General features: G+C 71.0%; 26 protein-coding genes and 2 tRNA genes. 11 read left to right on the top strand and 17 right to left on the bottom strand.

Annotation, left to right across the window (positions count from 1 at the left end):
- Positions 1–43: 43 nt before the first annotated feature.
- From MT346_RS02565 to MT346_RS02550, 4 genes are all read left to right on the top strand, one after another.
- Positions 44–3,073: a glycoside hydrolase family 38 C-terminal domain-containing protein gene (locus tag MT346_RS02565; RefSeq protein WP_243561192.1), complete on the top strand. Its 3,030-nt coding sequence runs from the start codon at positions 44–46 to the stop codon at positions 3,071–3,073.
- Between the two features lie 48 nt (positions 3,074–3,121).
- Positions 3,122–4,081, top strand: a complete 960-nt coding sequence (locus tag MT346_RS02560) for an endo-beta-N-acetylglucosaminidase H (protein WP_243561191.1) — start codon at positions 3,122–3,124, stop codon at positions 4,079–4,081.
- Positions 4,082–4,214: 133 nt separating this feature from the next.
- Positions 4,215–4,544 (top strand): hypothetical protein, encoded by a 330-nt coding sequence (locus tag MT346_RS02555; protein ID WP_243561190.1) that lies wholly within the window; start codon positions 4,215–4,217, stop codon positions 4,542–4,544.
- Between the two features lie 3 nt (positions 4,545–4,547).
- Positions 4,548–5,528 (top strand): aminoglycoside phosphotransferase family protein, encoded by a 981-nt coding sequence (locus MT346_RS02550; RefSeq protein WP_243561189.1) that lies wholly within the window; start codon positions 4,548–4,550, stop codon positions 5,526–5,528.
- On the opposite strand, the gene MT346_RS02545 is transcribed toward MT346_RS02550, so the two are convergent.
- Positions 5,497–5,570 (bottom strand) — tRNA-Gly (locus MT346_RS02545). The genes MT346_RS02550 and MT346_RS02545 overlap by 32 nt on opposite strands.
- A 52-nt stretch (positions 5,571–5,622) precedes the next feature.
- Between MT346_RS02545 and MT346_RS02540 the strand changes: the two genes are divergently transcribed.
- From MT346_RS02540 to tig, 3 genes are all read left to right on the top strand, one after another.
- Complete coding sequence (locus tag MT346_RS02540) at positions 5,623–5,913, top strand: hypothetical protein (protein ID WP_243561188.1); 291 nt, start codon at positions 5,623–5,625, stop codon at positions 5,911–5,913.
- 57 nt (positions 5,914–5,970) lie between these two features.
- Positions 5,971–6,047: transfer RNA gene (locus MT346_RS02535), tRNA-Pro, on the top strand.
- A gap of 35 nt (positions 6,048–6,082) precedes the next feature.
- On the top strand, positions 6,083–7,393 hold the full coding sequence (gene tig, locus MT346_RS02530) for a trigger factor (RefSeq protein WP_243561187.1): 1,311 nt from the start codon (positions 6,083–6,085) through the stop codon (positions 7,391–7,393).
- Between the two features lie 97 nt (positions 7,394–7,490).
- Here the strand turns inward: tig and MT346_RS02525 are convergent, their stop codons facing one another.
- Both MT346_RS02525 and MT346_RS02520 read right to left on the bottom strand, forming a co-directional pair.
- On the bottom strand, positions 7,491–7,853 hold the full coding sequence (locus MT346_RS02525; RefSeq protein WP_243561186.1) for a hypothetical protein: 363 nt from the start codon (positions 7,851–7,853) through the stop codon (positions 7,491–7,493).
- A 14-nt stretch (positions 7,854–7,867) separates the two neighbouring features.
- Complete coding sequence (locus MT346_RS02520) at positions 7,868–9,955, bottom strand: glycosyltransferase family 39 protein (protein WP_243561185.1); 2,088 nt, start codon at positions 9,953–9,955, stop codon at positions 7,868–7,870.
- Between the two features lie 161 nt (positions 9,956–10,116).
- Between MT346_RS02520 and MT346_RS02515 the strand changes: the two genes are divergently transcribed.
- A complete protein-coding gene (locus MT346_RS02515) occupies positions 10,117–10,794 on the top strand; it encodes a hypothetical protein (RefSeq protein ID WP_243561184.1) in 678 nt (225 codons plus the stop codon).
- Between the two features lie 10 nt (positions 10,795–10,804).
- Here the strand turns inward: MT346_RS02515 and MT346_RS02510 are convergent, their stop codons facing one another.
- The gene (locus MT346_RS02510; RefSeq protein WP_243561183.1) at positions 10,805–11,203 is read right to left on the bottom strand and encodes a hypothetical protein; all 399 of its coding nucleotides are present in this window, start codon (positions 11,201–11,203) and stop codon (positions 10,805–10,807) included.
- A 5-nt stretch (positions 11,204–11,208) separates the two neighbouring features.
- Positions 11,209–11,757 carry a GNAT family N-acetyltransferase gene (locus MT346_RS02505; RefSeq protein WP_243561182.1) on the bottom strand — a complete coding sequence of 183 codons (549 nt, stop codon included), beginning with the start codon at positions 11,755–11,757 and terminating at the stop codon, positions 11,209–11,211.
- Between the two features lie 65 nt (positions 11,758–11,822).
- Here MT346_RS02505 and MT346_RS02500 point away from each other — a divergent pair, with 65 nt between their 5' ends.
- The 3 genes from MT346_RS02500 (at position 11,823) to MT346_RS02490 (ending at position 14,125) form a co-directional block, all read left to right on the top strand.
- Complete coding sequence (locus MT346_RS02500) at positions 11,823–12,245, top strand: NUDIX domain-containing protein (protein ID WP_243561181.1); 423 nt, start codon at positions 11,823–11,825, stop codon at positions 12,243–12,245.
- Positions 12,246–12,254: 9 nt separating this feature from the next.
- Positions 12,255–12,944, top strand: coding sequence for an HAD family hydrolase (locus MT346_RS02495; protein WP_243561180.1), 690 nt, complete (start codon positions 12,255–12,257; stop codon positions 12,942–12,944).
- A gap of 254 nt (positions 12,945–13,198) precedes the next feature.
- A complete protein-coding gene (locus tag MT346_RS02490) occupies positions 13,199–14,125 on the top strand; it encodes a YncE family protein (protein ID WP_243561179.1) in 927 nt (308 codons plus the stop codon).
- Between the two features lie 67 nt (positions 14,126–14,192).
- Here MT346_RS02490 and MT346_RS02485 read toward each other — a convergent pair whose 3' ends face one another.
- Genes MT346_RS02485 through MT346_RS02430 form a run of 12 tightly spaced genes read right to left on the bottom strand, consistent with a single transcriptional unit; the run spans position 14,193 to position 24,244 of the window.
- Positions 14,193–15,368, bottom strand: a complete 1,176-nt coding sequence (locus MT346_RS02485; RefSeq protein ID WP_243561178.1) for a flagellar hook protein FlgE — start codon at positions 15,366–15,368, stop codon at positions 14,193–14,195.
- Positions 15,369–15,418: 50 nt separating this feature from the next.
- A complete protein-coding gene (locus MT346_RS02480) occupies positions 15,419–15,850 on the bottom strand; it encodes a flagellar hook assembly protein FlgD (protein ID WP_243561177.1) in 432 nt (143 codons plus the stop codon).
- Positions 15,851–15,875: 25 nt separating this feature from the next.
- The gene (locus MT346_RS02475; protein WP_243561176.1) at positions 15,876–17,366 is read right to left on the bottom strand and encodes a flagellar hook-length control protein FliK; all 1,491 of its coding nucleotides are present in this window, start codon (positions 17,364–17,366) and stop codon (positions 15,876–15,878) included.
- Positions 17,363–18,082 (bottom strand): C40 family peptidase, encoded by a 720-nt coding sequence (locus MT346_RS17915; protein WP_279396612.1) that lies wholly within the window; start codon positions 18,080–18,082, stop codon positions 17,363–17,365. Before MT346_RS17915 ends, MT346_RS02475 begins: the two co-directional genes overlap by 4 nt.
- A complete protein-coding gene (locus MT346_RS02465; RefSeq protein ID WP_243561175.1) occupies positions 18,079–18,510 on the bottom strand; it encodes a flagellar FliJ family protein in 432 nt (143 codons plus the stop codon). Before MT346_RS02465 ends, MT346_RS17915 begins: the two co-directional genes overlap by 4 nt.
- Complete coding sequence (locus tag MT346_RS02460) at positions 18,510–19,838, bottom strand: FliI/YscN family ATPase (RefSeq protein WP_243561174.1); 1,329 nt, start codon at positions 19,836–19,838, stop codon at positions 18,510–18,512. Before MT346_RS02460 ends, MT346_RS02465 begins: the two co-directional genes overlap by 1 nt.
- On the bottom strand, positions 19,835–20,482 hold the full coding sequence (locus MT346_RS02455) for a hypothetical protein (RefSeq protein ID WP_243561173.1): 648 nt from the start codon (positions 20,480–20,482) through the stop codon (positions 19,835–19,837). The genes MT346_RS02460 and MT346_RS02455 overlap by 4 nt, the downstream gene beginning before the upstream one ends.
- Positions 20,475–21,509 carry a flagellar motor switch protein FliG gene (gene fliG / locus MT346_RS02450; protein WP_308221864.1) on the bottom strand — a complete coding sequence of 345 codons (1,035 nt, stop codon included), beginning with the start codon at positions 21,507–21,509 and terminating at the stop codon, positions 20,475–20,477. Before fliG ends, MT346_RS02455 begins: the two co-directional genes overlap by 8 nt.
- Positions 21,506–23,179: a flagellar basal-body MS-ring/collar protein FliF gene (gene fliF, locus MT346_RS02445; RefSeq protein WP_243561172.1), complete on the bottom strand. Its 1,674-nt coding sequence runs from the start codon at positions 23,177–23,179 to the stop codon at positions 21,506–21,508. The genes fliG and fliF overlap by 4 nt, the downstream gene beginning before the upstream one ends.
- Positions 23,179–23,508 carry a flagellar hook-basal body complex protein FliE gene (gene fliE, locus MT346_RS02440; protein ID WP_243561171.1) on the bottom strand — a complete coding sequence of 110 codons (330 nt, stop codon included), beginning with the start codon at positions 23,506–23,508 and terminating at the stop codon, positions 23,179–23,181. The genes fliF and fliE overlap by 1 nt, the downstream gene beginning before the upstream one ends.
- A complete protein-coding gene (locus tag MT346_RS02435) occupies positions 23,508–23,903 on the bottom strand; it encodes a flagellar basal body rod protein FlgC (protein WP_056124952.1) in 396 nt (131 codons plus the stop codon). Before MT346_RS02435 ends, fliE begins: the two co-directional genes overlap by 1 nt.
- A complete protein-coding gene (locus tag MT346_RS02430) occupies positions 23,900–24,244 on the bottom strand; it encodes a flagellar basal body rod protein FlgB (RefSeq protein ID WP_243561170.1) in 345 nt (114 codons plus the stop codon). Before MT346_RS02430 ends, MT346_RS02435 begins: the two co-directional genes overlap by 4 nt.
- Positions 24,245–24,261: the final 17 nt, after the last annotated feature.

The raw sequence follows: 24,261 nt of genomic DNA, 5'->3' as shown, positions 1-24,261 counted from the left end.
TCCCGGCTCACCACCGGCCCCGCCACACGCCCCGGAAGGCACCATGCACGACGACATCCCCCTGACCACCGGCCGCGCACGTCGGGTCCTCGACGAGCGCATCACCCCGGCGGTCCACGCCACGGCCGTCCCGCTCGACACCGCGTGGCACGAGCTGCCCGGAGAGCCGATCGCCCCCGCCGAGGGCCTGACGCTGACCTTCGAGCCGTACGACGTCGGCACGACCTGGGGTGCCGCGTGGGGCACGACGTGGTTCCGGCTGCGTGGCACCGTCCCGTCCGCATGGGCCGGGCGCCGTGTCGAGGCCGTCATCGACCTGGGCTTCGATCCGAACATGCCGGGCTTCCAGTGCGAGGGGCTCGTGTACCTCGCCGACGGCACCCCGGTGAAGTCGATCAACCCGCGCAACCAGTGGGTGCTCGTCGCCGAACGGGCCGTGGGCGGCGAGACCGTCGAGTTCTTCGTCGAGGCGGCGTCGAACCCCGTGCTGCTCGACTACCACCCCTTCCTCGTCACGCACGAGGGCGACGTGCAGACCGCGTCGTCGAAGAAGCTCTACACCAGCCGTCGGATGGACCTGGCCGTGTTCGAGTCCGAGGTGCACGAACTGGCTCTCGACATCGCCGTGCTGCTCGAGCTGCAGGAGGAACTGCGCGAGGGTCCGCGTCGGATGCGCATCCTGCAGGCGCTCGACGACGCGCTCGACGCCCTCGACCTGCAGCACATCGCCGCGACCGCCCCCGATGCCCGTGCGGCGCTCGTCGACGTGCTCGCCGCACCCGCCGAGGCCTCGGCGCACCGGATCTCGGCCGTCGGCCACGCCCACATCGACTCCGCGTGGCTGTGGCCGGTGCGCGAGACGATCCGCAAGGTCGCCCGCACCACCTCGACGATGACCGAGCTCATCGACCAGACCGACGACTTCCTGTACGGCATGTCCAGCGCCCAGCAGTACGCGTGGATCAAGGAGCACCGCCCCGAGGTCTACGCGCGGGTCAAGGACGCCGTCGCCGCCGGACGGTTCCTGCCGCTCGGCGGGATGTGGGTCGAGTCCGACACGGTGATGCCGACCGGCGAGAGCCTCGTCCGGCAGTTCTCGCAGGGGCAGCGGTTCTTCGAGCGTGAGTTCGGCATCCGGCCCGAGGGCGTGTGGCTGCCCGACAGCTTCGGGTACTCGCCGGCGCTCCCGCAGCTGATGCGCCGCGCGGGCTTCGCGTGGTTCTTCACGCAGAAGATCTCGTGGAACCAGGTGAACAAGTTCCCGCACCACACGTTCCTGTGGGAGGGCATCGACGGGTCGCGCGTGTTCTCGCACTTCCCGTCGATGGACACGTACAACTCGCGTCTGTCCGGGTCCGAGGTCGCCAAGGCCTCACGCCAGTTCCGCGAGAACCGGCTGGCGTCGGGGTCGATCGCCCCGGTCGGCTGGGGTGACGGCGGCGGTGGCACCACCCGTGAGATGACCGGCACGGCAGCCCGGCTCGCCGACCTCGAGGGCAGCGCCCGCGTCACGTGGGAGCACCCCGACGCGTTCTTCGACCGGGCCAAGGCCGAGCTGCCGGACCCGCCCGTGTGGGTCGGGGAGCTCTACCTCGAGCTGCACCGTGCGACGCTGACCAGCCAGCACCAGACCAAGCAGGGCAACCGTCGCAGCGAGCACCTGCTGCTCGAGGCCGAGCTGTGGGCAGCCACCGCAGCCGCGCGCACCGGGTACGAGTACCCCTACGACGAGCTCGACGCGCTGTGGCAGCAGGTGCTGCTGCAGCAGTTCCACGACATCCTGCCGGGCACGTCGATCGCGTGGGTGCACCGCGAAGCGGTCGCGAAGTACGCCGAGGTCGCCGACCGTCTGGAGGCCCTCATCGCGTCCGCCCTGTCGGCTCTCGTCGGTCCCGGGGACGGCTCGGTCGTCGTGAACGCGGCCCCGAGCCTCCGGTCCGGTGCCCCCGCACTCGGCGCGACGCGTGCGGAGGACGTCGCACCGGGGACGCCGGTCATGCTCGAGGACGTCGACGGCGGCGTCGTGCTCACGAACGAGCTCGTCCAGATCACCATCGACGGCCGCGGCCTGGTGACCAGCGCCGTCGACCTGACCACCGGGCGCCAGGCGATCGCGTCCGGGCAGGTCGCGAACCGGCTGCAGCTGCACCAGGACTTCCCGAACATGTGGGACGCCTGGGACGTCGACCGCTACTACCGCAACCGGGTCGAGGACCTGGTGCAGGTGGACGCGCTGACGTCGTCCGTCGACGCTGCCGGGGTGGCCCGGATCGTCGTGTCGCGCAGCTTCGGGTCGTCGACGCTCACGCAGGAGCTCAGCTTGGCGCCGGGGTCGCGCACCCTCGAGGTCGACCAGCGCACCGACTGGCACGAGATCGAGAAGTTCCTCAAGGTGGCGTTCCCGCTCGACGTCCGCGCCGAGCACACCGTCGCCGAGACCCAGTTCGGCGCGCAGAAGCGGGTCACCCACACGAACACCTCGTGGGAGGCTGCCAAGTTCGAGACCTCGATGCACCGCTACGTGCTCGTCGAGGAACCCGGATTCGGCGTGGCGCTCGTGAACGACTCGATCCACGGCTTCGACACCACCCGCGACGCCGTCGACGGACACGTCACGACGACCGTGCGGCTGTCGCTGCTGCGTGCGCCGCGGTTCCCGGACCCCGAGACGGACCAGGGTCTGCAGACGCACCGCTACGGCATGGTGATCGGGACGGACGTCGTCGGTGCGACCACGGCCGGCATCGCGATGAACACCGCGTCGCGCACGGTGTCGGGCGGCAGTGCCTTCGCGCCCCTCGTACGGGCATCGGGCGACGTCGTGGTGTCGAGCGTGAAGCTCGCCGACGACCGCTCGGGCGACCTGGTCGTGCGCGTGTACGAGCCCGCGGGGCGCCGGGGGTCCGGTGGCCTGTCGGTCGACGGACCCTTCGGCGACCCGGTCGAGGTCACCCTGCTCGAGGAGACCGACCCGGCGCTGCCCGGTGTCACGGCGGCCTCCTCGACCGACGGCAGCTGGAGCTTCCCCGTCGACGCGTTCGAGGTCCGTACCTTCCGCTTCCCGCGGAGCTGAACGCCGGACGACGTCCGTCGTCCGGTTCATCACTCGAAGAGGAGTGTCATGAAGAAGTCCATGAAGTCCGTCGTCGTTGCGGCTGTCGCGGCGGTGCTCGCCGGGACGCTCGCGCCAGCGGCTGCATCGGCTGCGCCCTCGCCGACCGGCCTCGCGCACGGGCACGGTGCCCACCACGGGGTCGGTCACGGCCGGCAGCCGCACGCGGCACCGACCAAGACCGGGCCGACGAGCATCGCGTACGTCGAGGTCAACAACGACCAGCTGTCGAACGTCGGCCGGTACACGCTGGCGAACGGTGCGAACGCGTTCGACGTGGCGATCATCTTCGCCGCGAACATCAACAACCAGGACGGCCGTGCCGTCTTGTACAACAACGAGAACGTGCAGGCCACGCTCGACGCCGCGGCGACACAGATCCGTCCGCTGCAGGCCAAGGGCATCAAGGTGTCGCTGTCGGTCCTCGGCAACCACCAGGGCACCGGCATCGCCAACTTCACCTCGCAGGCCGCGGCGGCCGACTTCGCGTCCCAGGTGGCCGCGACGGTGTCGAAGTACGGCCTCGACGGGGTCGACCTGGACGACGAGTACTCCGACTACGGCGTGAACGGCACCGCGCAGCCGAACGACCAGTCCATCGGCTGGCTGATCAGCGCGCTCCGTGCGGACATGCCCGGCAAGCTCATCTCGTTCTACGACATCGGCCCGGCGTCGACGTCGTTGTCCGCCTCGAGCCCGTCGATCGGGTCGAAGCTCGACTACGCCTGGAACCCGTACTACGGCACGTACTCGGCGCCGTCGATCCCGGGGCTCGGCAAGGACCGGCTCTCCGCTGCGGCCGTCGACATCCAGAACACGCCGCAGTCCACCGCGGTGTCGCTCGCGCAGCGGTCGAAGGCCGACGGGTACGGCGTCTTCATGACGTACAACCTGCCGGACGGTGACGTCTCGCCGTACGTGTCGTCGTTCACGAAGGTGCTCTACGGGCAGGCGGCGGTCGACCGGTAGTGGCCGCGGCGCTGGTGCGCCGTTGATCGCTCGGTGCGAGGTTCTTTCCTCGCACCGAGCGATCATCGGCGCACGGGGTCGCGGCGGTCCTCCGTGGCAGGTGCAGCCGTCGTTGCTCGTCCATAGGATGCTGGTGACCGGAGGGCGCATGATGACGAACTACTCGCTGCGGCTCGAATGCGCGGCCACTGATGCCGAGGACATCGAGTCGCATGTCGACGCGATCGCCGATGCCTTCTTCGACACCGATGGTCTCGACCAGGACATCGCGATCGACCTGTCCCAGCGGACGATGACGTTCTCGCTCGTGGTGGATGCTCCGAGCGAGATCGATGCACTCGAAGCCGGTATCGGTGCGGTACGCGGACCCCTGCACGCAGCCGGGCGCGGAACCCCCGGTTGGGAAGACCACTACCGGATGTTGCGACAGGAGATCGAGGCCGAGACGATCCAGGCGGTCTGACACGTGCGCGACGACCGGACGGACGCGGTGTCGTGGGCCCGCGAGGTGCTCGCTGCGCAGGGCGCCGACGTGGTGGCCGTCGAGCAGGTGCGGCAGCGCGCGTGGAGCACCGTCTGGCGTGTCCGCACCGGCGACGGTGACCGGTACCTGAAGACCGCGCCCGACGGCGCCGCGATCGAGCCCGCGCTGCTCGAGGTGCTCGCACTCCACGGCATCCCCCACGTGCAGCGCGCGATCGCTGTGCAGGGCAACCACGTGCTGCTGCCGGACGGTGGGCCGATCGTGCGGCTCGCGGATGCGTCCGAGCGGGACGCTGTGTGGCAGCAGGTCATGCGCAACGTCGCGGAGGTCCAGTGGGCGACGGAACCCGCGGCCGCCGACGACCTGGTACGCGCCGGCGTGCCCGACGTGCGTCTCGGGGTGCTGCCGGAGGTCGCTGCTGCGCTCGTGGATCGGTGGGCGCCCGAGCTCCGGTCGGTGCTCCCCATGCTCAGCGACACCGCCGCCGAACTCGACGAGCTCCTGCCGATGGCGACACTCGACCACGGTGACCTGCACACGGGGAACGCCTTCGCGCGGGATGCCGTGCCGTTCGACTGGGGCGACGCCAGCGTGTCGCATCCGTTCTGCAGCCTGCTGGTCGCCGGCCGCGAGGACGTGCCCGGCGCGGTGGACGCCTACCTGGAGACGTTCTTCGACGAGCCCGGCGTGGCCGCGGACCCGGACGTGCAGCACCTGGTTGGGCTGGCGACCACGCTCGCGGTCGTGCCGCGCGTGCTGAGCTGGCAGCGGGCGATAGACGCCGCCGGCGACGCGATGCCTGCCGCGTACCGTTCCGCCCCGCGCGACTGGCTGCAGACCCTGGACTCGGGGTCAGGGGAAAGTGAGGTGGAGGGGATGACGGGAATCGAGGATCTGCGCAGTGCCTGTTCCGGACGCCTGGGGGTCGTTCTGGAGGGGATGACGGGAATCGAACCCGCGTAGCCAGTTTGGAAGACTGGGGCTCTACCATTGAGCTACATCCCCGCGCCTGCGCACGAAGCGCAGCGGAACCACCATACCGGACGAACCACCCCCGATGATCCTGCCCCCACCGGACGAGTCCTCCCAGCGCAGGATCAAGCGCTCCCGGGTCCTGTCGTTCGTGCTCGTCGCCCTGGCCGCGGTGGTCCTGTCGCTGCGTCCGGAGCTGTTCGGGGACCCGCAGACCCAGCCGGCGCACGCGCTGCTGCATGTGTGGCGGATCGTCATCGGACTCGTGCTCGCCCTGGCCGCACTCGGGGTACAGGTCGCCGTCGGGGTGCGGTGGCGCCGGAGTTTGCACACACCCGCGGGTCCTCCCGGGAACCAGCCACCTGCGGACCGCTAGACTCATCGGCGTCGCATGCGCCCTACCGGTGTGCGCGAGCACCCTGGCCCAGTCAAACGGGGCGTAGCTCAGCTTGGTAGAGCGCCCGCTTTGGGAGCGGGAGGTCGCAGGTTCGAATCCTGTCGCCCCGACCAGGACACACCACCGACAACCATCAGGAGATTCCCCCTTGGCCAACAGCACCGTCGACAAGGTGAGCGAGACCCGCGTCAAGCTCACGGTGAACGTGACGCCGGAAGAGCTCAAGCCGAGCATCGACCACGCGTACAAGCACATCGCCGAGCAGATCAACATCCCCGGCTTCCGCAAGGGCAAGGTCCCGCCGGCGATCGTCGACCAGCGTGTCGGCCGCGGCGAGGTCCTGAACCACGCCGTCAGCGACGCGATCGACACCTTCTACCGCCAGGCGATCGACGAGCAGGAACTGCGCATCCTCGGCCGCGCCGAAGCCGACGTCGCCGAGCTGCCGAACGTCAACGACTTCACCGGCGACCTCGTCCTCACCTTCGAGGTGGACGTCCGTCCCGAGTTCGACCTGCCCGACTACAGCTCCTACGAGCTGACCGTCGACGCGGTCGAGGTCTCCGACGACGAGATCGACGAAGAGCTGCAGAACCTCCGCACGCGCTTCGGCACCCTCGTCACGGTCGACCGTCCGGCGACCAAGGGCGACTTCGCCCAGATCGACCTGACCGCCACCATCGGTGACGACGAGGTCGACTCGGCCACGGGCGTCTCCTACGAGCTCGGCTCGGGCGACCTGCTCGAGGGCATCGACGAGGCACTCGAGTCCCTGACCGCCGGCGAGTCCACCACGTTCGAGTCCACGCTGGTCGGTGGCGACCGCGAGGGCGAGACCGCGCAGATCGCCGTCACCGTCACCGCCGTCAAGGAGCGCGAGCTCCCCGAGGCCGACGACGAGTTCGCGCAGATCGCCAGCCAGTTCGACACCATCGACGAGCTCAAGGGTGACCTCAAGGAGCAGATCGCGAAGTCCAAGACCTTCGGTCAGGGCGCTGCGGCTCGCGACAAGCTCGTCGAGAAGCTGCTCGAGGACGTGAACATCCCGATCTCCGAGAAGCTCATCGAGGACGAGGTCCACCGTCACCTCGAGCAGGAGAACCGCCTCGAGGACGACGAGCACCGCAAGGAAGTCGCCGAGTCCAGCGAGACCGCCTTCCGCTCGCAGATCCTGCTCGACTCCATCGCCGAGAAGGAGTCGATCCAGGTCTCGCAGGAAGAGCTCACGCAGTACCTGATCCAGGCCGCCGCGCAGTACGGCATGGAGCCGGGCGAGTTCATCAAGGTGATCGACCAGAACGGCCAGATCCCCGGCATGGTCGGCGAGGTCGCTCGGTCCAAGGCCGTCGCCACCGTGCTGGCCCAGGTCACGGTCAAGGACACCAACGGCGAGCCCGTCGACCTGTCCGCGTTCACCGCGGGCGTCGCGCAGCAGCCGACCACGGTCGACGCCGAGTAGTCACGCTCCCGACGCAACCGCGTCACACACAGGAGGCGCGGTGCCAGCTGGCACCGCGCCTCCTGTCGGTCGTCTGGTCGCGTCGCGACCCGCGTGGCTACGGTCGCTCGTCGACCAGGGCGACGAAGCGGCTCCCGATGCCCTCGACCTCGCGGCGGGTGAGGCCGGCCGTCGGATCCGGTGCCTGGTACGGGGCGTGGTAGTCGCACATCAGGTGGTCCCAGTCGGGCCACCACTTCTTCGGCCGCGCGGTCTCGGCGTAACCGCACACCACGCACTCCAGCTGGACCCACACCTTCTTCGTGCCGGTGCGGTTTGCGCGGGACTGCACGAGCCAGGCCGGCGGGTCCTGCTCGATCGCGGTGAGCTCGGCTTCGCTCAGACGTGTCGGGATGCCGTGGTGGGTCGCCATCTCGAGGGGGATGTCGAGTCGGACGGCGGCGTCACGTCGGGAGAGCATCCGACCAGCGTAGATCAGGACGAGACACCGAGGTCGTAGACGATCGTGCCGCCGATGGTGGTGGCCTGGTAGTGCGCCTCCACCCACGCGGTGATCTTCGCCGCGTCGGTGTCCGAGCTGCTCGACGTGCCGGGGATGAAGAAGTGGACCTCGCGCGCGGCCACCTCCTGCTGGAACTGCGCCAGGGTCGGGGACGGGTCGGTGCCGTTGTAGCCGCCGATCGCCATCACCGGGTCGCCGGTCGCGAGCTGGTAGGTCGCGGCGCTGTTCGACCCGACCGTTGCGGCGACCCACGTGTACGCGTCCGCGTCCTTCGACAGGGCCGTCCGCAGCGCCGCGGACACGGTCGTCGATCCGCCGAGCAGGTTGCCGGCGCCGCCGGCCGTGCCGCCCGGGCGACCCGTGCCACCTGCGCCACCCTGGTTGGCGGGCATCCCGTTCCCGCCGGGAGCGCCTTGTGCGCCTTGTGGGCCTGGTGCGACTTGTGCGCCTTGTGCGCCTTGTCCGCCTTGTCCGCCGCCAGGGTTCCCTCGTCCACCGGCAGGACCGGGGCCTCCGGGTCCGCCCTGCCCGCCGGGGCCACCGCCGGAACCGACGGACGGGCCGGCGGACGGCAGTGCGCCGGTGTGGCCGACGGTGACGGTCTGCACCGAGAACGCCGTGGGGCCGAGCAGCGCGGTGACGAGCACGGCACTGACGGCGACGACGCTGAGGGAGCGGTGGCGTCGCGGCAGCAGCACGAGGACTGCGGCGATGACCGTCGTTGCGAGCACGGTCCAGCGGATCCAGGGCTGCCACGTCGACGCCATCGACAGCAGGTGGAACGACCACGCGCCGGTGAGCGCGACCGCGACCGCAGCGACGACGCGCCACGGCAGCTGCGCCCGGCGTTGCCACAGCAGACCGGCACCGATCCCCACGAGTCCGGCGATGTACGGAGCGAGCGCGACCGTGTAGTAGGGGTGGAAGATCCCGCCCATGAAGCTGAACACCAGGCCGGTGGTCAGCAGCGACAGCCCGAGCACCAGGATCGTCGCCGCGCGCGGATCGGTCCGGCGGCGCAGTCCGACGGCGACCAGCGCGACGACGAGCAGGACCAGGGCGGTCGGCAGCAGCCAGGTGATCTGCGTCGCGAACTCCGACCCGAACAGCCGCGTCAGGCCGGTCGAGCCCCAGGACCCGGCGCCGGTGGTGCCGCTACCCGGGACGACGCTGCCGGTCTCGTCGCCGGTGACCCGTCCGAAGCCGTTGTAGCCGAAGGTGAGTTCGAGGAAGTCGTTCGTCTGCGATCCACCGATGTACGGCCGCGCCGACGCCGGGACGAGTTCGACGATCGCGACCCACCACCCGGCGGAGACGACGAGCGCTCCGGCCGCGGCGAGCAGGTGCCCGATCCTCCGCAGCATCGGTCGCGGTGACGCCCACAGGTACACGGCGACCAGCGGCGGCAGCACCAGGAACGCCTGCAGCTGCTTGGTCAGGAAACCGAGCCCGACCAGCACCCCGGCCCAGACGACCCAGCGCATCGCGCCGGTCTCGATCCCGCGCAGGGTCAGTGCGATCGCGCCGACCATCAGCAGCGTCAGGAGCGCGTCGGGGTTGTCGTACCGGAACATCAGCGCGGCCACAGGGGTGGTGGCCAGGGCGCCTCCGGCGAGCAACGCGGCTCCCGCCGAGAACCGTCGACGCACGATCCGGTACAGGACCGCGACCGCGGCGACGCCCATCAGGGCCTCTGGCACCAGGATCGACCACGAGCTCAGCCCGAACACGCGGACGACGACACCGATCACCCACAGGAACGCGGGCGGCTTGTCGACCGTGATCGCGTTCGCAGCATCGGACGAGCCGTAGAAGAAGGCCTCCCAACTCTGACTGCCGGCCTGCACGGCGGCGGCGTAGAACGCGTTGCCCCATCCGTTGACGCCGAGGTTCACCAGGTAGAGCACCGCGGTCGCCGCCAGCAGCCCGAGGTACGCGGGCCGTTCCCACGCGGCCGTGCCTGCGCGACCGCGGATCAGTGTCCGGAGGATCGCGCGGGGCGGCGGGATGCGTCGTGAGGACGGGGCGTGTGGTCGTCCCGCAGTCGTCGTCTGAGCCATCACCCCACCGTGATGTGCCTGGTTGCGTGCAGCGTTGCCAGGTCCTTCGCATCGCCTAAGGGCCTTCCGTGCCACCGCGGGACCGTGCCATCATCGCGGCATGGCCACGCTCGTCAGCGGCAACCCCGGGTCCGGGACGTCGAGTTCCGTTGGAGGCGTCCATGGACCTGCGTGAGGCAGCGATCCGGAACAACGTCACGTGGTGCGCGACCGTCGCGGGGGCGCCCGGAACGATCGACGACGCGAACGGGTTCTGGTTGCTCGACACCGCGCCGCCACCGTTGTTCCCGGACCTGGTCACACTGCGCCCCGGCGTGGCACCGGACGACGTCGCGCAGGCGCTGACCGGACGTGACCGGTGCTCGGTCAAGGACAGCTTCGCCGACGTCGACATGACGGCGCACGGCTTCGCGGTCGCGTTCGAGGCGCAGTGGATAGGTCGTGCACCGCGGTCCAGCGGATCGGTCAGCCGTGGGTGGTTCGTCGCGCGCGATGCCGAGCAGTTGGCGTCGTGGAACCGGGCGTCGGGGCTGCCGTCGCCGCTCCCCGACCACCTGCTCGACGACGCCGGCACCGCCGTCGTCGTGTTCGGTTCGGCGGACCGGATCACCGCGGGTGCCGTCGTGACGCGGGGTGCCGACGTCGCCGGACTGTCCAACGTGTTCGACCACGGCGACCAGGTGACGACGAGCACCTGGCGGGACCTGCTGGCGGTCGCGGACCTGCTGTGTCCGGGTCTGCCGGTCGTCGACTACGAGCACGGGGTCGACCTTGCGACGGCGCTCGCCGCCGGGTTGCGGACGACCGGTCCGCTGCGGGTGTGGGTCCGCCCGCACTGACCGGTGGCGCTCAGCGCGGAGCTCGTGGGTTCCGGTCGTCGTCGTGCAGCGCCAGGAACGCCGCTTGTGCTCGGCGGTTCGTGGCCGGCGACGCTGCACGGTACCGCCGTGAACCCGACCCACGCTCGGGATGCAACACCTCGACCGCGAACTGGTCGCCGAGTTCGACGGCCAGAGCCCGTGCGAGCCGTTCGCCCTCGCGCTCGTAGGACTCCCGGTGTTCGGGGAGCACGGCGTACCCGTGGCGGTCGTCGAGCACCTCGTCGTACCGGGCTTCGAAGGCGCGGAGGTCCCGTTCGAGCTCGGGTGACAGGTGCATCTCGTCGTAGTCGAGGGGTCCGCGGTACCAGACGGGCGAGTCACCGTGATCGATGAAGACCCGCACGAGCCACTCGGCATCGTTCGTCACGATCGTCATCCTGCTCGGTGCGGCCAGCGCATCGGGAGACCCGGCGTGACGGGAGCAGGGTCGCTCGCCAGACGTGCGTGGGTCTCGACGTCGAAGCGCTCCGCGCCGTACAGCAGTTTCTGGCGCTCGACACCCTCGGCCACGAAGCCGGCCGCGGTGGCGACCCGGCACGATGCCGGGTTGTTCACACGGTGTCCGAGTTCGAGTCGGAACAGGCCGGCGTCGAACGCCCACGCAGCGACGGCCCGCACGGCACGCGACGCCGAGCCATGCCCTCGGGCACCGGGTGCCAGCCAGTACGAGACCCACGCTGTCCGGTGTCGCATCTCGATCGCCGTGAGCCCCACGTTCCCGACGGCGACCCCGTCCTGGACGACCGCCCAGTGCTTCGCGCGCTCGCCGAACGGCAGGACGGTGCTGATGTAGTCGGTCGCCGCGAGTTCGTCGTGGATGTCGGTACCGGCGAACTGCGGGTCGAGGTCGGCGCTCGACCGCCGGGCGACGAGCAGCGCCGAAGCGTCGTCGGGCGACCACGGTCGGAGATGCACGGGCACAGTTCATCTTCTCAGGTGGGTCACGCAGCGGGACACGACGCCGCAGTTCGTGGTGAGCTGGGTCGATGCGCATCAGGTCAGCGGCCGTCGTCATCGGGAACGACCGTCTGCTCGTGATCGACCGGCACAAGGACGGTCGTCACTACTGCGTCCTGCCGGGTGGTGGTGTGGAGGACGGCGAGGACCTCCGCCAGACGTGTCGGCGTGAGTTGTTCGAGGAGACGGGGCTCGAGGGCACCGTCGATGACCTGATCGACGTGCCGATCGACCACGACGTCCCGGTTGCGTACTTCGCGGTCCGGGTGGGCCGTGAGGCCGTGACCCTGGGCGGCCCGGAGCGCGACCGAGCGTCAGCAACGAACCGATACGAGCCGCGGTGGGTCGCGGTCGACGCGCTCGCGACGATCCCACTCGTGCCGGAGACCGCACGACGGGCGGTCGAACTGGCGGTCGAACTGGCCTCGACCACGCAGAAGGACGCCCCGTAGCCTGGGCGCATGACGGCTCTGCGCGCAGTCTGCTTCGACCTCGACGGGACCCTGTTCGACCACCGGGGTGCCGCCCGGACGGGTGTCGTCGCGTTCATCGAGCGCCTGGGCCTGCGGCCCACGGACGCGGCCGTGGACGCGTGGTTCGCCGCCGAGGACGAGCAGTACGAGCGATGGCGATCGCGACAGATCAGCTTCCAGGAGCAGCGGCGAGCACGCTTGCGCACGGTCTTGCCAGCGCTCGGTCACCCGGTTCCCACCAGCGACGACGGACTGGACGCCCTGTTCGACGAGTACCTGCAGGGGTACCGGACGTCGTGGCGTCTGTTCCCTGGGACGCTCTCCCTGCTGCAGGACCTCCGCTCTCGGGGCTTCCGCCTGGGCCTGCTGACCAACGGGTCCGAAGAGCAACAGCGCGACAAGCTCGCGCGGACCGGTCTCGACACCGCGTTCGACGCCGTGTGCATCTCAGAAGCCATCGGTGTCCAGAAGCCCGACGCGCGGGCGTTCCTGACGGTGGCACGTGCGCTGGACGTCGATCCCGCCGCGTGTCTGTTCGTCGGCGACGACGTCGCGCGCGACATCGTCGGTGCGCGTGCTGCCGGTATGCGTGCGCTGCTGGTCGACCACGACGTACCCGGTTCGGCCGACATCCGGACCGTCGTGCTGGGTGCTGTCGACGCCGCGGCGATGCCGTGAGACCCGCCGACCCGACGACCCGTGTGCGCCGCAGTCGTGCTGCAGCACACCGAACCCGATCCACCTGACGCGCGCGGGGACGCCCGATGTAGCCTCCACATGTGACCCGGTCCACACGTGCTCGACGCCCGCACAGCAGTGTGGTCCTCGTCGGCATCTGCGCGCTTGCAGTCGTCCTCGCCGGGTGTACGGCTCCGACCACCACGCCGACACCCTCCGCCTCGGCCACGAAGCTGGGCTACCAGGGCCATGCCGTGACCAAAGCGGCTGAGCCAGGGTCCGCACCCGCACCATCGACGCCACCCGTCGGCCGGGTGGTCGCGTTGCCCGAGGGCACACACCCGTGGGGTGTCGCCGTCGTCGACTCCGTCCACACGGTGTACCTCGCTGCGCGCAAACAGGACGCGTTCGCCGTCTACGACATCGCCACAGGATCGGTCACCACCAAGGCGGTGCCCGGTGCCGGCCGGATGATCGATCTCTCCGCTCCGAACGGGCCACTGCTGCTGCCCGCCGAGGACAAGGCGACGCTGTTCCGACTCGCGGTGCCCTCGCTGAAGGTGGAGAGCTCCGAATCGACGAGCACCCAACCGCATCAAGCAGTCGAGGTCGGCGAGACGACGTTCGTGACCGAGGAGTACGGCCACGCGGTTCGTGCGCTGCGCAACGGGAAGACCGTGGCGCACTTCACACAGCCGGTCCAACCCGGAGGCATCACCGCCGTCGGCAACCGCGTCGCTGCGGTCGACGTCGCAGCCAACCTGCTCTTCGTCTACGACGCGACCACCCTGCGGCTGGTCGCAGCGCTCCCCGCCGGCAAGGGCCCGAGCCACGTGGTGCCCATCGGCGACAGCCGGGTCGCTGTGTGCGACGTCCGCGGGAACGCGGTCCTGACCTACGACCTGGCCGGCACCCCGCGACTGCTCGGTCGAGCATCTGTGCCCGGGCGTGCGTTCTGGATCGGCTCCGATCAGGACGGCACGGTGTACACGGCTCTGGCGAACACGAACAAGATCGCGGAGCTGAAGGTGTCGTCGGCAGGCAGGCCGACGCTGGTGAAGACGGTGCCGACCGTCCGGAACCCCGTCTCGTTCGACCGGGATCCCGTCACCGGCGACCTGTACGTCGGTGGCTACGCAGACTCGCAGCTGCAGGTCATCCCCGCGTCCGCCTTCCGATGACAGGAGGCGCGGGTGCCAGCTGGCACCGCGCCTCCCGTCCGACAGGTCGTCGCCGCGGCGGCGTCGGCTAGCGCTTCAGGTTCGTCAGCTCCTGCAGCACCTCGTCCGAGGTGGTGATGATGCGGGCGTTCGCCTGGAACCCGCGCTGGGCGACGATCAGGTTCGTGAACTCCTGCGACAGGTCCACGTTCGACATCTCGAGCGTGCCGGCCGCCAGCGATCCGATGCCCGCCGACCCGGGGACGCCGACCTGCGCCTGGCCGGAGTTGGCCGTCGCACGGTAGCCCGATGCGCCGGCCTTCTCGAGGCCACCGGGGTTGGCGAACGTCGCCAGGGCGATCCGGCCGAGGGCCATCGACGACCCGTTCGAGAACGTCCCCATCACGGTGCCGTCCTTCGAGATGGTGTAGTTCTGCAGCGAGCCGGCCTCGTGGCCGTTCTGCGACGAGATCGACGCGGTGTTCAACGAGGCGAACCCGGACAGCTGCGTCATGTCGACGGTGATGCCACCGACGGCGAGGGTCGCACCGGCGGTGATCTTGCCGTCCGGACCGAAGGTGACGTTGCCGGTGGCCGAGGTGCCCTGCCCGTTCGAGGCCGCGACGGACCAGCCGCCCGCGGTGCGGGTGTACGCCAGGGACAGCGTGTGCTTCGTGCCGTACTGGTCGTACACGGTGGCGTCGCGGTTGAGCGTCTCGCCGACGGCGGTGTCCGAGGGCAGGTTGCCCGCGACGGTGGCCGAGGTGGTGGCGGTCGCCGGGGCAGCGGCCTGCAACGGCAGGGTGATGTCGGACAGCGCGCCGCCGTCGTTCACGACGCCGTTCGTGGCGGAGTAGCCCTGCACGATCTTGCCGTCGGAGCTGACCAGGCGCCCGTTCGCGTCGAAGTCGAACGCGCCCGCGCGGCTGTACACGGTGTCGTTGCCCAGTCGGGTGACGAAGAAACCGTCGCCGGAGATCATCAGGTCGGTGGCCTTGCCGGTGGCCTGCGCCGAACCCTGCGCGAAGTTGGTGGAGACGCCGGCGACCTGCACACCCAGACCGATCTGGGCGGGGTTGGTGCCACCGATGCCGGTCTGCGGTCCCCCGGCGCCCTGGGTCATCTGCGACAGGGTGTCCTGGAACACGGTGGTCGAGGCCTTGAAGCCGACCGTGTTGACGTTGGCGATGTTGTTGCCCGTGACGTCGAGCATCTCCTGGTGCGAGCGGAGGCCGGAGATCCCGGAGTAGAGCGAGCGGAGCATGGTGTGTCCCTTTCAGGGAGGAGAAACGGAAGGAGGAGCGGGAAGAACGATCAGGAAGCGGTCTTGATACCGGAGATCACGTCGAGATCGACCTCCTTCCCGTTCACGGTCACGGTCGGCACGCTCTTGGCGTACGACACGGCGGTCGCGTTCCCGGTGATCGATGCACCCGAGGTCGCGTCCGTGTAGCTGACCTGCTTGCCGACGAGGTTCGCGGCAGCGATGCGCATCTGCAGCGAGAAGTTCTCGTTCCCCGTCGTGGTCTGGTTGGTGACCTGCTCCATCATCGCGAGCTGCGTCTGCTGGCTGATCATCTGGTTGGTGTCCATCGGCGAGGACGGGTCCTGGTTCTGCAGCTGCGTGACGAGCAGCTTCATGAAGACCTCGGAGTCCATCGTCTGGGACTTCTTCGTCGTGTTCGCAGCGAGGGCGGCGGCCTGGGTGGCCTGGTCGACACTGCCGGTGATCCCGTCGAGGGGCATGGTGGGTTCCTTGTCGTGATCCGGATCAGGCGAGGACGTCGAGTCCCGCGGTGCGGACGGTGGTGGTGGCGGACCGAGCGGACTCGGCGGTGGTGGGTCGGGCCTCCCGGTCGGACGACGGTGTCGCCGGGCCGCCGGTCGGACGCCCGTCGCGAGCGGCCGACTGACCGGCCGACTGCCCCGGGTTGTTCTGCCCAGGGTGGTTCTGCGAGGACAGGTCGAGGGTGGTCGAGACCGCGGTGCCCTCGCGGCGCAGGTCCGGCAGGACCTGGCGCACCGCCTCGCGCCCGGCGTCCGAGGCCGCGAACAGCTCGACGTGCATGCCGTGCGCGGTGACGTGGGCGCGGACCGTCACCGGACCGAGGCTGTCCGGCACGACCTGCACCGTCACGACGTGCTCGCCGGCGCCGGCCTGGGCGAGGGAGAACACCGGTCGCGCGAGCTGCTGTGCGAGGGGTGCCGGGGCGGAGGCCGTCGGCTGCGCCGACGTCGTCGCCGTGGCGGTCGGGGCGGCGGTCGGCAGCGGGAACGGCACGCCTGACGTCGTGGCCGGTTCGGTTGTCGCGGCCGTCGCGGCCGTCGCGGCCTGGAGGCTCGACTCGCCCTGCGCTGGTCCGCTCGCGCCGCCGACACGGCGGGGTTGCAGGGCCGTGGCTGCCCCGGCCGTCGCGGTCGCGGTGGTCGTCGGGGTCGCGGCGGCTGTCTGGGTGACGGTGGTCGTCGCGGTGACGGGTACGGGTGCGGCGGCGGGTGCCGGACCCGCCTGAGCGGCCGACGGTGCGGTCGACGTCGACGCCGCCGACGCGGCCGCATCGGCCGCACCCGCCGCGCCCACGCCCGCCGAGACTCGGCCCACCGGACTGTTCGCGGCCGCGGCAGCGCGAGTTTCGTCCGCCTGGCCGAGACTCGGCGCTGCATCCGCGGCGGCGGACGTGACCGTGCCCACAGCGGTGCCGGCGTTGGCCGAGTCTCGGCTGGCCGGACGACCTGCGGCGCCCGCGGCGTTGAATGTGTCCGCCGCGCCGAGACTCGGCGCAGCAGCACCGGCCGGAGCACCGGTAGCCGTCCCCGCCGACGAACCGGCCGTCGTGCCGAGCGTGCCGAGCGTGCCCGCACCGTTGGCGGCCGCCGAGTCTCGGCCAGCCGGACGCTCTGCGGCGGTTCCGAGCCGAGTTCCGTCCGCCTGGGCGAGACTCGGCGCGAGCGCAGCCGCCGGCGCAGCCGCGGGCGCGGCCGCGGGTGTCAGCCCGAGCAGCGCGGCCAGTCCGGCCGGCGGTGCCGCGGCGTCGGCGGCGTCGGCGGCACCCGCGTCGGCGGCGGCGGTCGCGTCGGCGTCCGCGCCCTTCCGCGGCGCGGCGTGCTGCCGCTCGGCACGCGCACCGACGGCCGTCATCGCGGCGTCGAACCCGCTGCTCGTCGCGGCGGCGTCCGCACCCGTCGAAGCGGAACGACCGGTCGCCGCCGACGCCTCCGCGGGACCGGGCGCCCTCGGGGCGACGGTCATCGTCGGGCTCATGCGGCACTCCCCGACTGCAGCAGGGACATCAGCGCAGCGGTCTGCAGATCGGTGCCCGACCCCGACGCGCTCGATGCCGAGGCGGCCTTGGTGGCGGCGGCCTCCTGCGCCGACGGGACGATGCGCCGGATGGTGGCGATGTCGGAGTCCTTGTACCAGTTGTCGACGATCCGGACGTCCTTGCCGGGGCGGGGCGCATGCAGCACCTTGCCGTCGCCGACGTAGATCACCACGTGGCCCTCGCCCTTCGGGATGATCAGGTCGCCGGGCTGCGCCTGCGCCAACGAGGGCACGGCGACGCCCATCTTCGCCTGGTCCGGCACGACCCGCGGCATGGTGACGCCGAGGTCCTTGAACACGGTCTGCACCAGGCCCGAGCAGTCCATGCCCGCGGTGGTGGTGCCGCCGAACACGTACGGCACGCCGAGGTACTTCTTCGCATCGGCCACGACGTCGTCACCGGTCTTCCCGCTGCCGGTCGCGACGGTGCCCTTGCCGGCGTCGACCGACGTGGCCGGTGCCGTGGCCGCAGCAGCAGTGGACGCGCCGGCCGCGGTCGACCCAGCGGTGGCGGTCGCGGCCATCGTCGCGTCGAACGCCGAGGACGACGCGGCGGCAGCGGCCGACGACGAGGACGTGCGGGTCCCACCGCTCTGCAGCGTGTCGATCTGGGAGCGGATCTCGGAGATCCGGCTCAGCACGGCATCCAGGCTCATCGGGTCCCCCCTTCGGTGCGGCTGCGTGCCGCGATCTCGTCGAGTGCGTTCTGTTCGGTGCGGAGCTCCTCGGCGCGGGCGGCGACCGTGTGCTGCTCCTCGAGCTTCTCGAGCCCCAGGGCCGACCGCCGGGCGGCGGAGTACTCACCCTGGGCGTGCTCTGCGTCTGCGCGCCGGTGTTCGGCCACGACGTCGAGCTCGCGGAGCATCCCCCGCGTCGCGGCACGGGCGGCGGCGACGGCGCTCAGGGTGGCGGCGTCCTCGATCGGCATCGCGGTGGCCGAGTCCTCGAGCGTGCGGCGTGCGGCGATGCGGGCGTCGGCGGCCTCACGGACGCGGTCGTTCGCGGTCGCCAGCGTTGCCGCAGCGCGGTCCTGTTCGGCGTGCCGCAGGCGCAGGAGCCCGGCGAGCGGGAAGGTCCGGGCCATCACGCACCCCCGAGCTGGCGGACGAGCGCGTCGAGCCGCTGCCACGAGTCGGCGGCGGTGACCCGCTCGTCCATGCCCTGCCGCAGGAACTGGTCGATCGCGTCCTGGTGGTCGACGGCGGCGTCCACCAGCGGGTTGGATCCACGCTGGTACGCGCCGACGTCGAGCAGGTCCTGGGCGGCCTTGCGAGCGGCCATCACCTTCCGCAGGCCGGTCGCCGTGGCACGCTCGGCGGGCGAGGTGACCTTCGACGCCACGCGGGAGATCGACCCGAGCGCGTCGACGGACGGGAAGTGCCCCGTGACGGCGAGCTTCCGGTCGAGCACCACGTGCCCGTCGAGGATGCTGCGCGCGGCGTCGGCGATCGGCTCGTTGTGGTCGTCGCCGTCGACGAGCACCGTGTACAGCCCGGTGATGCTGCCCACGCGGTCGGTGCCGGCGCGCTCGAGCAGCCCGGCGAGCACCGAGAACGTCGACGGCGGGTAGCCCCGGGTGGCGGGGGGTTCGCCGACCGACAGGCCGATCTCGCGCTGCGCCATGGCGACACGGGTCAGCGAGTCCATCATGAGCACGACGTCCTGACCGGCGTCGCGGAACGACTCAGCGATGCGGGTGGCGACGAACGCCGCACGCAGGCGCATCAGCGCGGGCTCGTCCGAGGTGGACACGACGACGATCGAGCGGGCGAGCCCCTCGTGCCCCAGGTCGTCCTCCAGGAACTCCCGCACCTCGCGGCCACGTTCGCCGACCAGCGCGATGACGTTGACCGCCGCGTCGCTCCCCCGAGCGATCATCGACAGCAACGAGGACTTGCCGACACCGGACCCGGCGAACAGGCCCATGCGCTGCCCGCGTCCCACGGTGGTCAGGGTGTCGAGCACGCGGACCCCGAGCTGCATCGGCGTGTCGATCCGGGTGCGGGCCATCGCGTTCGGTGTGGCGTGGTCGAGCTCGACCCAGGCGTCGGCGTCGAGCGGTCCGCGGTCGTCGATCGGCCGCCCGAGCCCGTCGAGCACCCGCCCGAACAGTCCGCGTCCGGTCGGCACCAGCACGGGACGGCCCGTCGGTCGTGCGGGCATCCCGGCGGTCACGCCGGTCGGCCGTCCGAGCGGCATGCAGCGCACACCGCTGGCGTCGGTGGCGACGACCTCGACGGCGGTCTGCGGTCCGTCCTCGCGGCCGACCATGACGACCTCGCCGACGCTGACGTCGAGCCCGGCGACGGTCAGCCCCAGGCCGACGGCGCTCGTGACGACCCCGACGCGCTGCGGTGCGGCAAGGGCCACCGCGGCGTCGAGCGCGCGCGGTCGGAGCAGGGTGGCGGTCATGCGCTGACCCCCAGTGCGGCCTTCGCGCGGGCGAGCGCGGCGCCGATCCGGGCGTCGAGCACGCCGTCCGGCAGGTCCACGACGGCGTCGCCGTCGGACAGGGTCGGGTCGGTGCGGACGGCGACCGGCAGGTCGAGCGATGCGACCGCGGCGGCGTCCGCCGGGCTCAGCCGCACCGCGATCGCGAGCGTGTGGTCGACCAGCGCGAGTGCGCGACGGACGGTCGCCTCGGCGCCGGGCTGCACCCGGTCCTCCAGGCCGTCGTCGACCACGCTGTCCGCGGATGCCGGACGGGAGGCCCGGATCGCGTACCCGACGGCGGCGTCGGCCAGTTCCATGGCCGCGTCCACCACCGACTGCTCGGCGGACGCCAGCACGGGTGCGGTGCGCGCGAGCAGCGCGTCCGTCGCGGCCGACATCGCGGCGAGCCGCCGCGCGGTGTCGGCTTCGAGTCGCTCGAGTCGGGCGACGTGCGCCGCCTCGAGTTCGGCGCGCAGGGCCTCGGTGTCCGTGTGCGCGGCGCGCAGTCCGGCCGCGTAGCCGGCAGCGTGTCCGCGGACCTCGGCGCTGGCGGCACGGCTGGCCGAGCCGGCGTCGGCGACGACCGGGAACGCGACCCGCGCGAACGTGGTGGTGTCAGTCAACGAGCTCGTCCTCCTCGGCGCGGTGGACGGTGATGACGCCCTGGGCCTCGAGCTCACGGACGGAGCGCACGACCTCGGCGCGGGCCTCCTCGACCTGCGACACACGGACCGGACCCATGGCCTGGATCTCGTCGTCGAGCAGCGAGCGGTTGCGTTCGGAGACGTTCGCGCGGATGGTCTCGACGACGGGTCCGGCGGCGCCCTTCATGGCGGTCGCCAGGATCTTCGAGTCGATCCCGCGCAGCACCTGCTGGATGTCGCGGGACTCGAGCTTGACGATGTCCTCGAACGTGAGCATGCGCGAGCGGATGTCCTCGGCGAGCTCCGGGTCGCGCGCCTCGAGCCCGTCGAGCACGGCCTTCTCGGTGGCGACGTCGGAGCGGTTGATGATGTCGACCAGGGGCGCGATGCCGCCGACGACCTCGACGCTCTCGCGCGGGGACACGACGGCGCCGGCACGCTGGCGGAGCACGCCCGCGACGATCCCGACGGCCTCGGGCGTGGCGCTGCCCATCGTGGCGAACGCCTGCGCGACGTCGGTGCGGGCGCGGTCGTCGACCCCGGCGAGCACGGCGCTGGCCTGGGCGGGCTGCAGGTGGGCGAGCACCAGGGCGATGGTCTGCGGCAGCTCGCCCTCGAGCAGGGTGATGACCTGTCCGGGTTCGGCGTCGTCCAGGAAGTCGAAGGACTGCCCGGCCAGGTTCGAGGCCAGGCGGTCCATGACCCCGGCCGCGCGCTCGGAGCCGAACGCGGCGTCGAGCAGGCCCAGCGCGGTGTCCTTGCCGCCGCGCCGGTGCGTGCGCCCGGTGCGGGTCATCCGGTGGAACTCGGTCAGCGTCGCGTCGACCACGGTGTCCTCGACGCGGCGCATCCGGACGATCTCGGCGGAGATCTCCTCGGCCTCCAGCTCGGAGAACTGCTTCATGACCTCGGCGGCGCGGTCGGTCTCCATCTGCATGAGGATGAGCGCGACCTTCTGCGCGCCGCTCAACGACCGCGGGCCGGAGGCGGCGACGGGGCCGTTCACACCGAGGTCCGGTCGTCCAGCAGGCCGCGCAGCAGCTCGGCGGTGCGCTTCGGGTCCCGCTCGGCCAGGTTCGAGATGTCCTGGCGGCGGCGCTCGGCACTGATCTCGTCGGTGGTGAGCACCTCGGTCGGCGCGTCGTCGTGCGGCAGGGTGGACAGCGCCACGGTCGGCGCGTCCGACCCGGCTGCGAGTCCGCTGCGCTGGTCGGCGGCGTCGACGGCGAGCGGCAGCTCGAACGACGAGCCGAAGGCGTCGAGCTCGCCGACGTCGACGCTCTCGCGTTCCTGACGGCGACCGCGGCGGGCCAGGAAGACGATCAGCGCGATCAGTGCGAGCGCGATCCCGACGACGATCCCGGCGGTGCGGATCGAGGACCACAGGGCCTCTTGCTGGTCGGCCGCCTGCTGGGTCTTCAGGGCCTTGGCAGCCTGGTCGGCGGCACTGGTGTCGAAGTCCATCATGGCCACCTTGACCTGGTCACCGCGTGCGGTGTCGGCACCGGCAGCGGCGGACACCAGGTCGTTGATGCTCTGCAGGTTCGCGTTCTGCACCGACGACGCCTTGCTGTTGAGCGCGACGGACACGGTCTGCCGGTCGACGCCGCCCGACGGCAGCTGCGTGGTCTCGGTGGTCTTGTCGACGGCGTTGTTCTTCGTCGAGGACTCGTTGTCGTACCCGCCGTCACCGCTCGCAGCGCCCGACGCGGTGCCGTTCGGGACGGCGATGTTGTCCGGTCCGAGCACGCCCGTGGCGCCGTTGCCCGCACCCGAGCCGGACCCGTACTGCTCCTTGGTCGAGGACTCGTTGAGCGCGACCGGGCCGGTCGTCGGCGTCGTGAACGACTCCGACGTGCGCGTACCGGTGTTCTGGTTCATCGTCGCCGAGACGACCACACTGGCGTTGCCGGCGCCGAGCGTCGTGTCGAGCAGGTCCTGGATCTTCTTCGAGGTGGTGGCGTCGTAGTCGGCGGCCTGGTCCGCGCCGGACCCGGTGGCACCGGTGCCGACCGCGGACAGGGTCTGGCCCTTGGAGTCGACGACGGACACGTCGGTGGGCTGCATGCCCTCGACCGCGGCGCTGGTCAGGTGCACGATCGACTGCACCTGGTCGGTGGTCAGTTGCACGCCGTTCTTCGTCGCGATGAACACCGACGCGGTGGGGTCCTTCTCCTCGGACACGAACACCGACTTCGCCGGGATCGCGAGCTGCACGCTGGCGGTCTGCACGCCGTCCATCGCCGAGATCGTCTTCGCGAGCTCGCCCTCGATCGCGCGCTTGTACGTGACGTCCTGCTGGAACTCCGAGCTGGTGACGCCCATCTTGTCGAGCAGCGAGTAGCCGCCCTCGTTCGACGACGGCAACCCGTTCGACGCGGCCTTCAGGCGCTCAGTGTACACCGACGACTGCGGCACCAGGATGGTGGCGCCGCCGTCGGTCAGCTGGAACGGCACACCGTCCGTGGTGAGCTGGTCGGTGACCGAGGACGCGTCGGCAGCGGCCAGGCCGGTGAACAGCGGCGCGTAGGACGGCTTGCCGAGCCACGAGGCCAGCGCGACCCCGCCGAGCACGAGCGCCGCGACGGCCAGGATGGCGATCGTGCGCTGGGCGGCGGAGAAGCCCTTGACGTAGGCGCCGAGACGCCCGAACAGGTTCTGCAGTGCGGCGGGCATCAGGCCTGCATCCTCATGATCTCGTTGAAGGCGTCGACGCCCTTGTTGCGGACCGCCGCGACGAGCTCGAGCGTGACCTGCGCGCGGGTGGACGCGATGGTGGCGTCGTGGATGTCGTCGAGGTTGCCCGTGACGGCCTTGACGGCCAGGGTCTTCGACGTGCTCTGCAGGTCCTGCAGCCCGTCGACGGCGTTGCCGAGGCTGGCCGCGAACGACCCGTCGGTGCCGGTCGTGGGCTGGCTGCTGGTTGCGGGCGTCGTGGCCTGGGACGTGCCGAACACACCGGAGAGCGCGTTCGTGGTCACGCCGTTGACGGCGTCGATGGGCATCAGTTCTTCCCGATCTGCAGTGCCGCCTCGTAGGCGGTCTTGGCACGGTCGACCACGGCGGCGTTCGCCTGGTAGCCGCGCTGGGCCATGATGAGGTCCGCCATCTGCGTGCCCAGGTCGATGTCCGGCATGCGGACGTAGCCTTCGGCGTTCGCGAGCGGGTTGTCCGGGTCGTAGGTCACGCGGCCAGCGGCGCTGCCGAACGCGGCGCCCTTGACGTAGGCGCCGGAGACGCCGGCGCCCTCCTGCACCTCGACGTAGCGGGCCTGGAACGCCGAGTCGTCCATCGACCGGACCGTGTTGACGTTGGCGATGTTGTCCGAGATGGCGTCGAGCCACTTGCGGTGCACGGTGAGCCCGGTGCTCGCGATGCCGATCGCGTCGAAGGTCGTCACGAGTTCGTCCGCATCGCCGCACGGACGCTCGTGAGCTCCGAGTTCATCGCCTGCGTGGCGAACTGGTACCGCAGCACGGTGTCGATGTTCGACAGCGTCTCCTCGTCGAGGTTGACGTTGTTGCCGTTGGTGTTCGTGGGCTCGAGCGAGCGTGCGACGGTCGGCGTGGTGCGGCCGGACCCGTCGACGACGGACTGTGCGAGGGCGTCCTCGAACTGCACCTTCTCGGCGTGGTAGTTCGTGGTGTTGACGTTCGCGATGTTGTTCGCGATCACGCGCTGGCGCATCGACAGCCCGTCGAGCGCACTCTGCAGCGCGGACGACGTCACGGAATCCAACACGGGGGTCCCCCTCGTCA

This window comes from Curtobacterium sp. VKM Ac-2922, assembly GCF_022815645.1.
GTDB lineage: Bacteria > Actinomycetota > Actinomycetes > Actinomycetales > Microbacteriaceae > Curtobacterium.
Note: the sequence above shows the minus strand (reverse complement) of the source record. Positions and strands in the feature narration are given on the sequence as shown.

Coding starts and splice junctions, on each gene's coding strand:
- MT346_RS02565 (WP_243561192.1), top strand. CDS start 44: ATGCACGACGACATCCCCCTGACCACCGGCCGCGCACGTCGGGTCCTC.
- MT346_RS02465 (WP_243561175.1), bottom strand. CDS start 18,510: ATGGCCCGGACCTTCCCGCTCGCCGGGCTCCTGCGCCTGCGGCACGCC.
- fliF (WP_243561172.1), bottom strand. CDS start 23,179: ATGCCCGCCGCACTGCAGAACCTGTTCGGGCGTCTCGGCGCCTACGTC.
- MT346_RS02485 (WP_243561178.1), bottom strand. CDS start 15,368: ATGCTCCGCTCGCTCTACTCCGGGATCTCCGGCCTCCGCTCGCACCAG.
- MT346_RS02540 (WP_243561188.1), top strand. CDS start 5,623: ATGATCCTGCCCCCACCGGACGAGTCCTCCCAGCGCAGGATCAAGCGC.
- MT346_RS02495 (WP_243561180.1), top strand. CDS start 12,255: ATGACGGCTCTGCGCGCAGTCTGCTTCGACCTCGACGGGACCCTGTTC.
- MT346_RS02480 (WP_243561177.1), bottom strand. CDS start 15,850: ATGCCCCTCGACGGGATCACCGGCAGTGTCGACCAGGCCACCCAGGCC.
- MT346_RS02525 (WP_243561186.1), bottom strand. CDS start 7,853: ATGCTCTCCCGACGTGACGCCGCCGTCCGACTCGACATCCCCCTCGAG.
- fliE (WP_243561171.1), bottom strand. CDS start 23,508: ATGCCCATCGACGCCGTCAACGGCGTGACCACGAACGCGCTCTCCGGT.
- MT346_RS02460 (WP_243561174.1), bottom strand. CDS start 19,838: ATGACCGCCACCCTGCTCCGACCGCGCGCGCTCGACGCCGCGGTGGCC.
- MT346_RS02475 (WP_243561176.1), bottom strand. CDS start 17,366: ATGAGCCCGACGATGACCGTCGCCCCGAGGGCGCCCGGTCCCGCGGAG.
- MT346_RS17915 (WP_279396612.1), bottom strand. CDS start 18,082: ATGAGCCTGGATGCCGTGCTGAGCCGGATCTCCGAGATCCGCTCCCAG.
- MT346_RS02500 (WP_243561181.1), top strand. CDS start 11,823: ATGCGCATCAGGTCAGCGGCCGTCGTCATCGGGAACGACCGTCTGCTC.
- MT346_RS02520 (WP_243561185.1), bottom strand. CDS start 9,955: ATGGCTCAGACGACGACTGCGGGACGACCACACGCCCCGTCCTCACGA.
- MT346_RS02515 (WP_243561184.1), top strand. CDS start 10,117: ATGGACCTGCGTGAGGCAGCGATCCGGAACAACGTCACGTGGTGCGCG.
- MT346_RS02560 (WP_243561191.1), top strand. CDS start 3,122: ATGAAGAAGTCCATGAAGTCCGTCGTCGTTGCGGCTGTCGCGGCGGTG.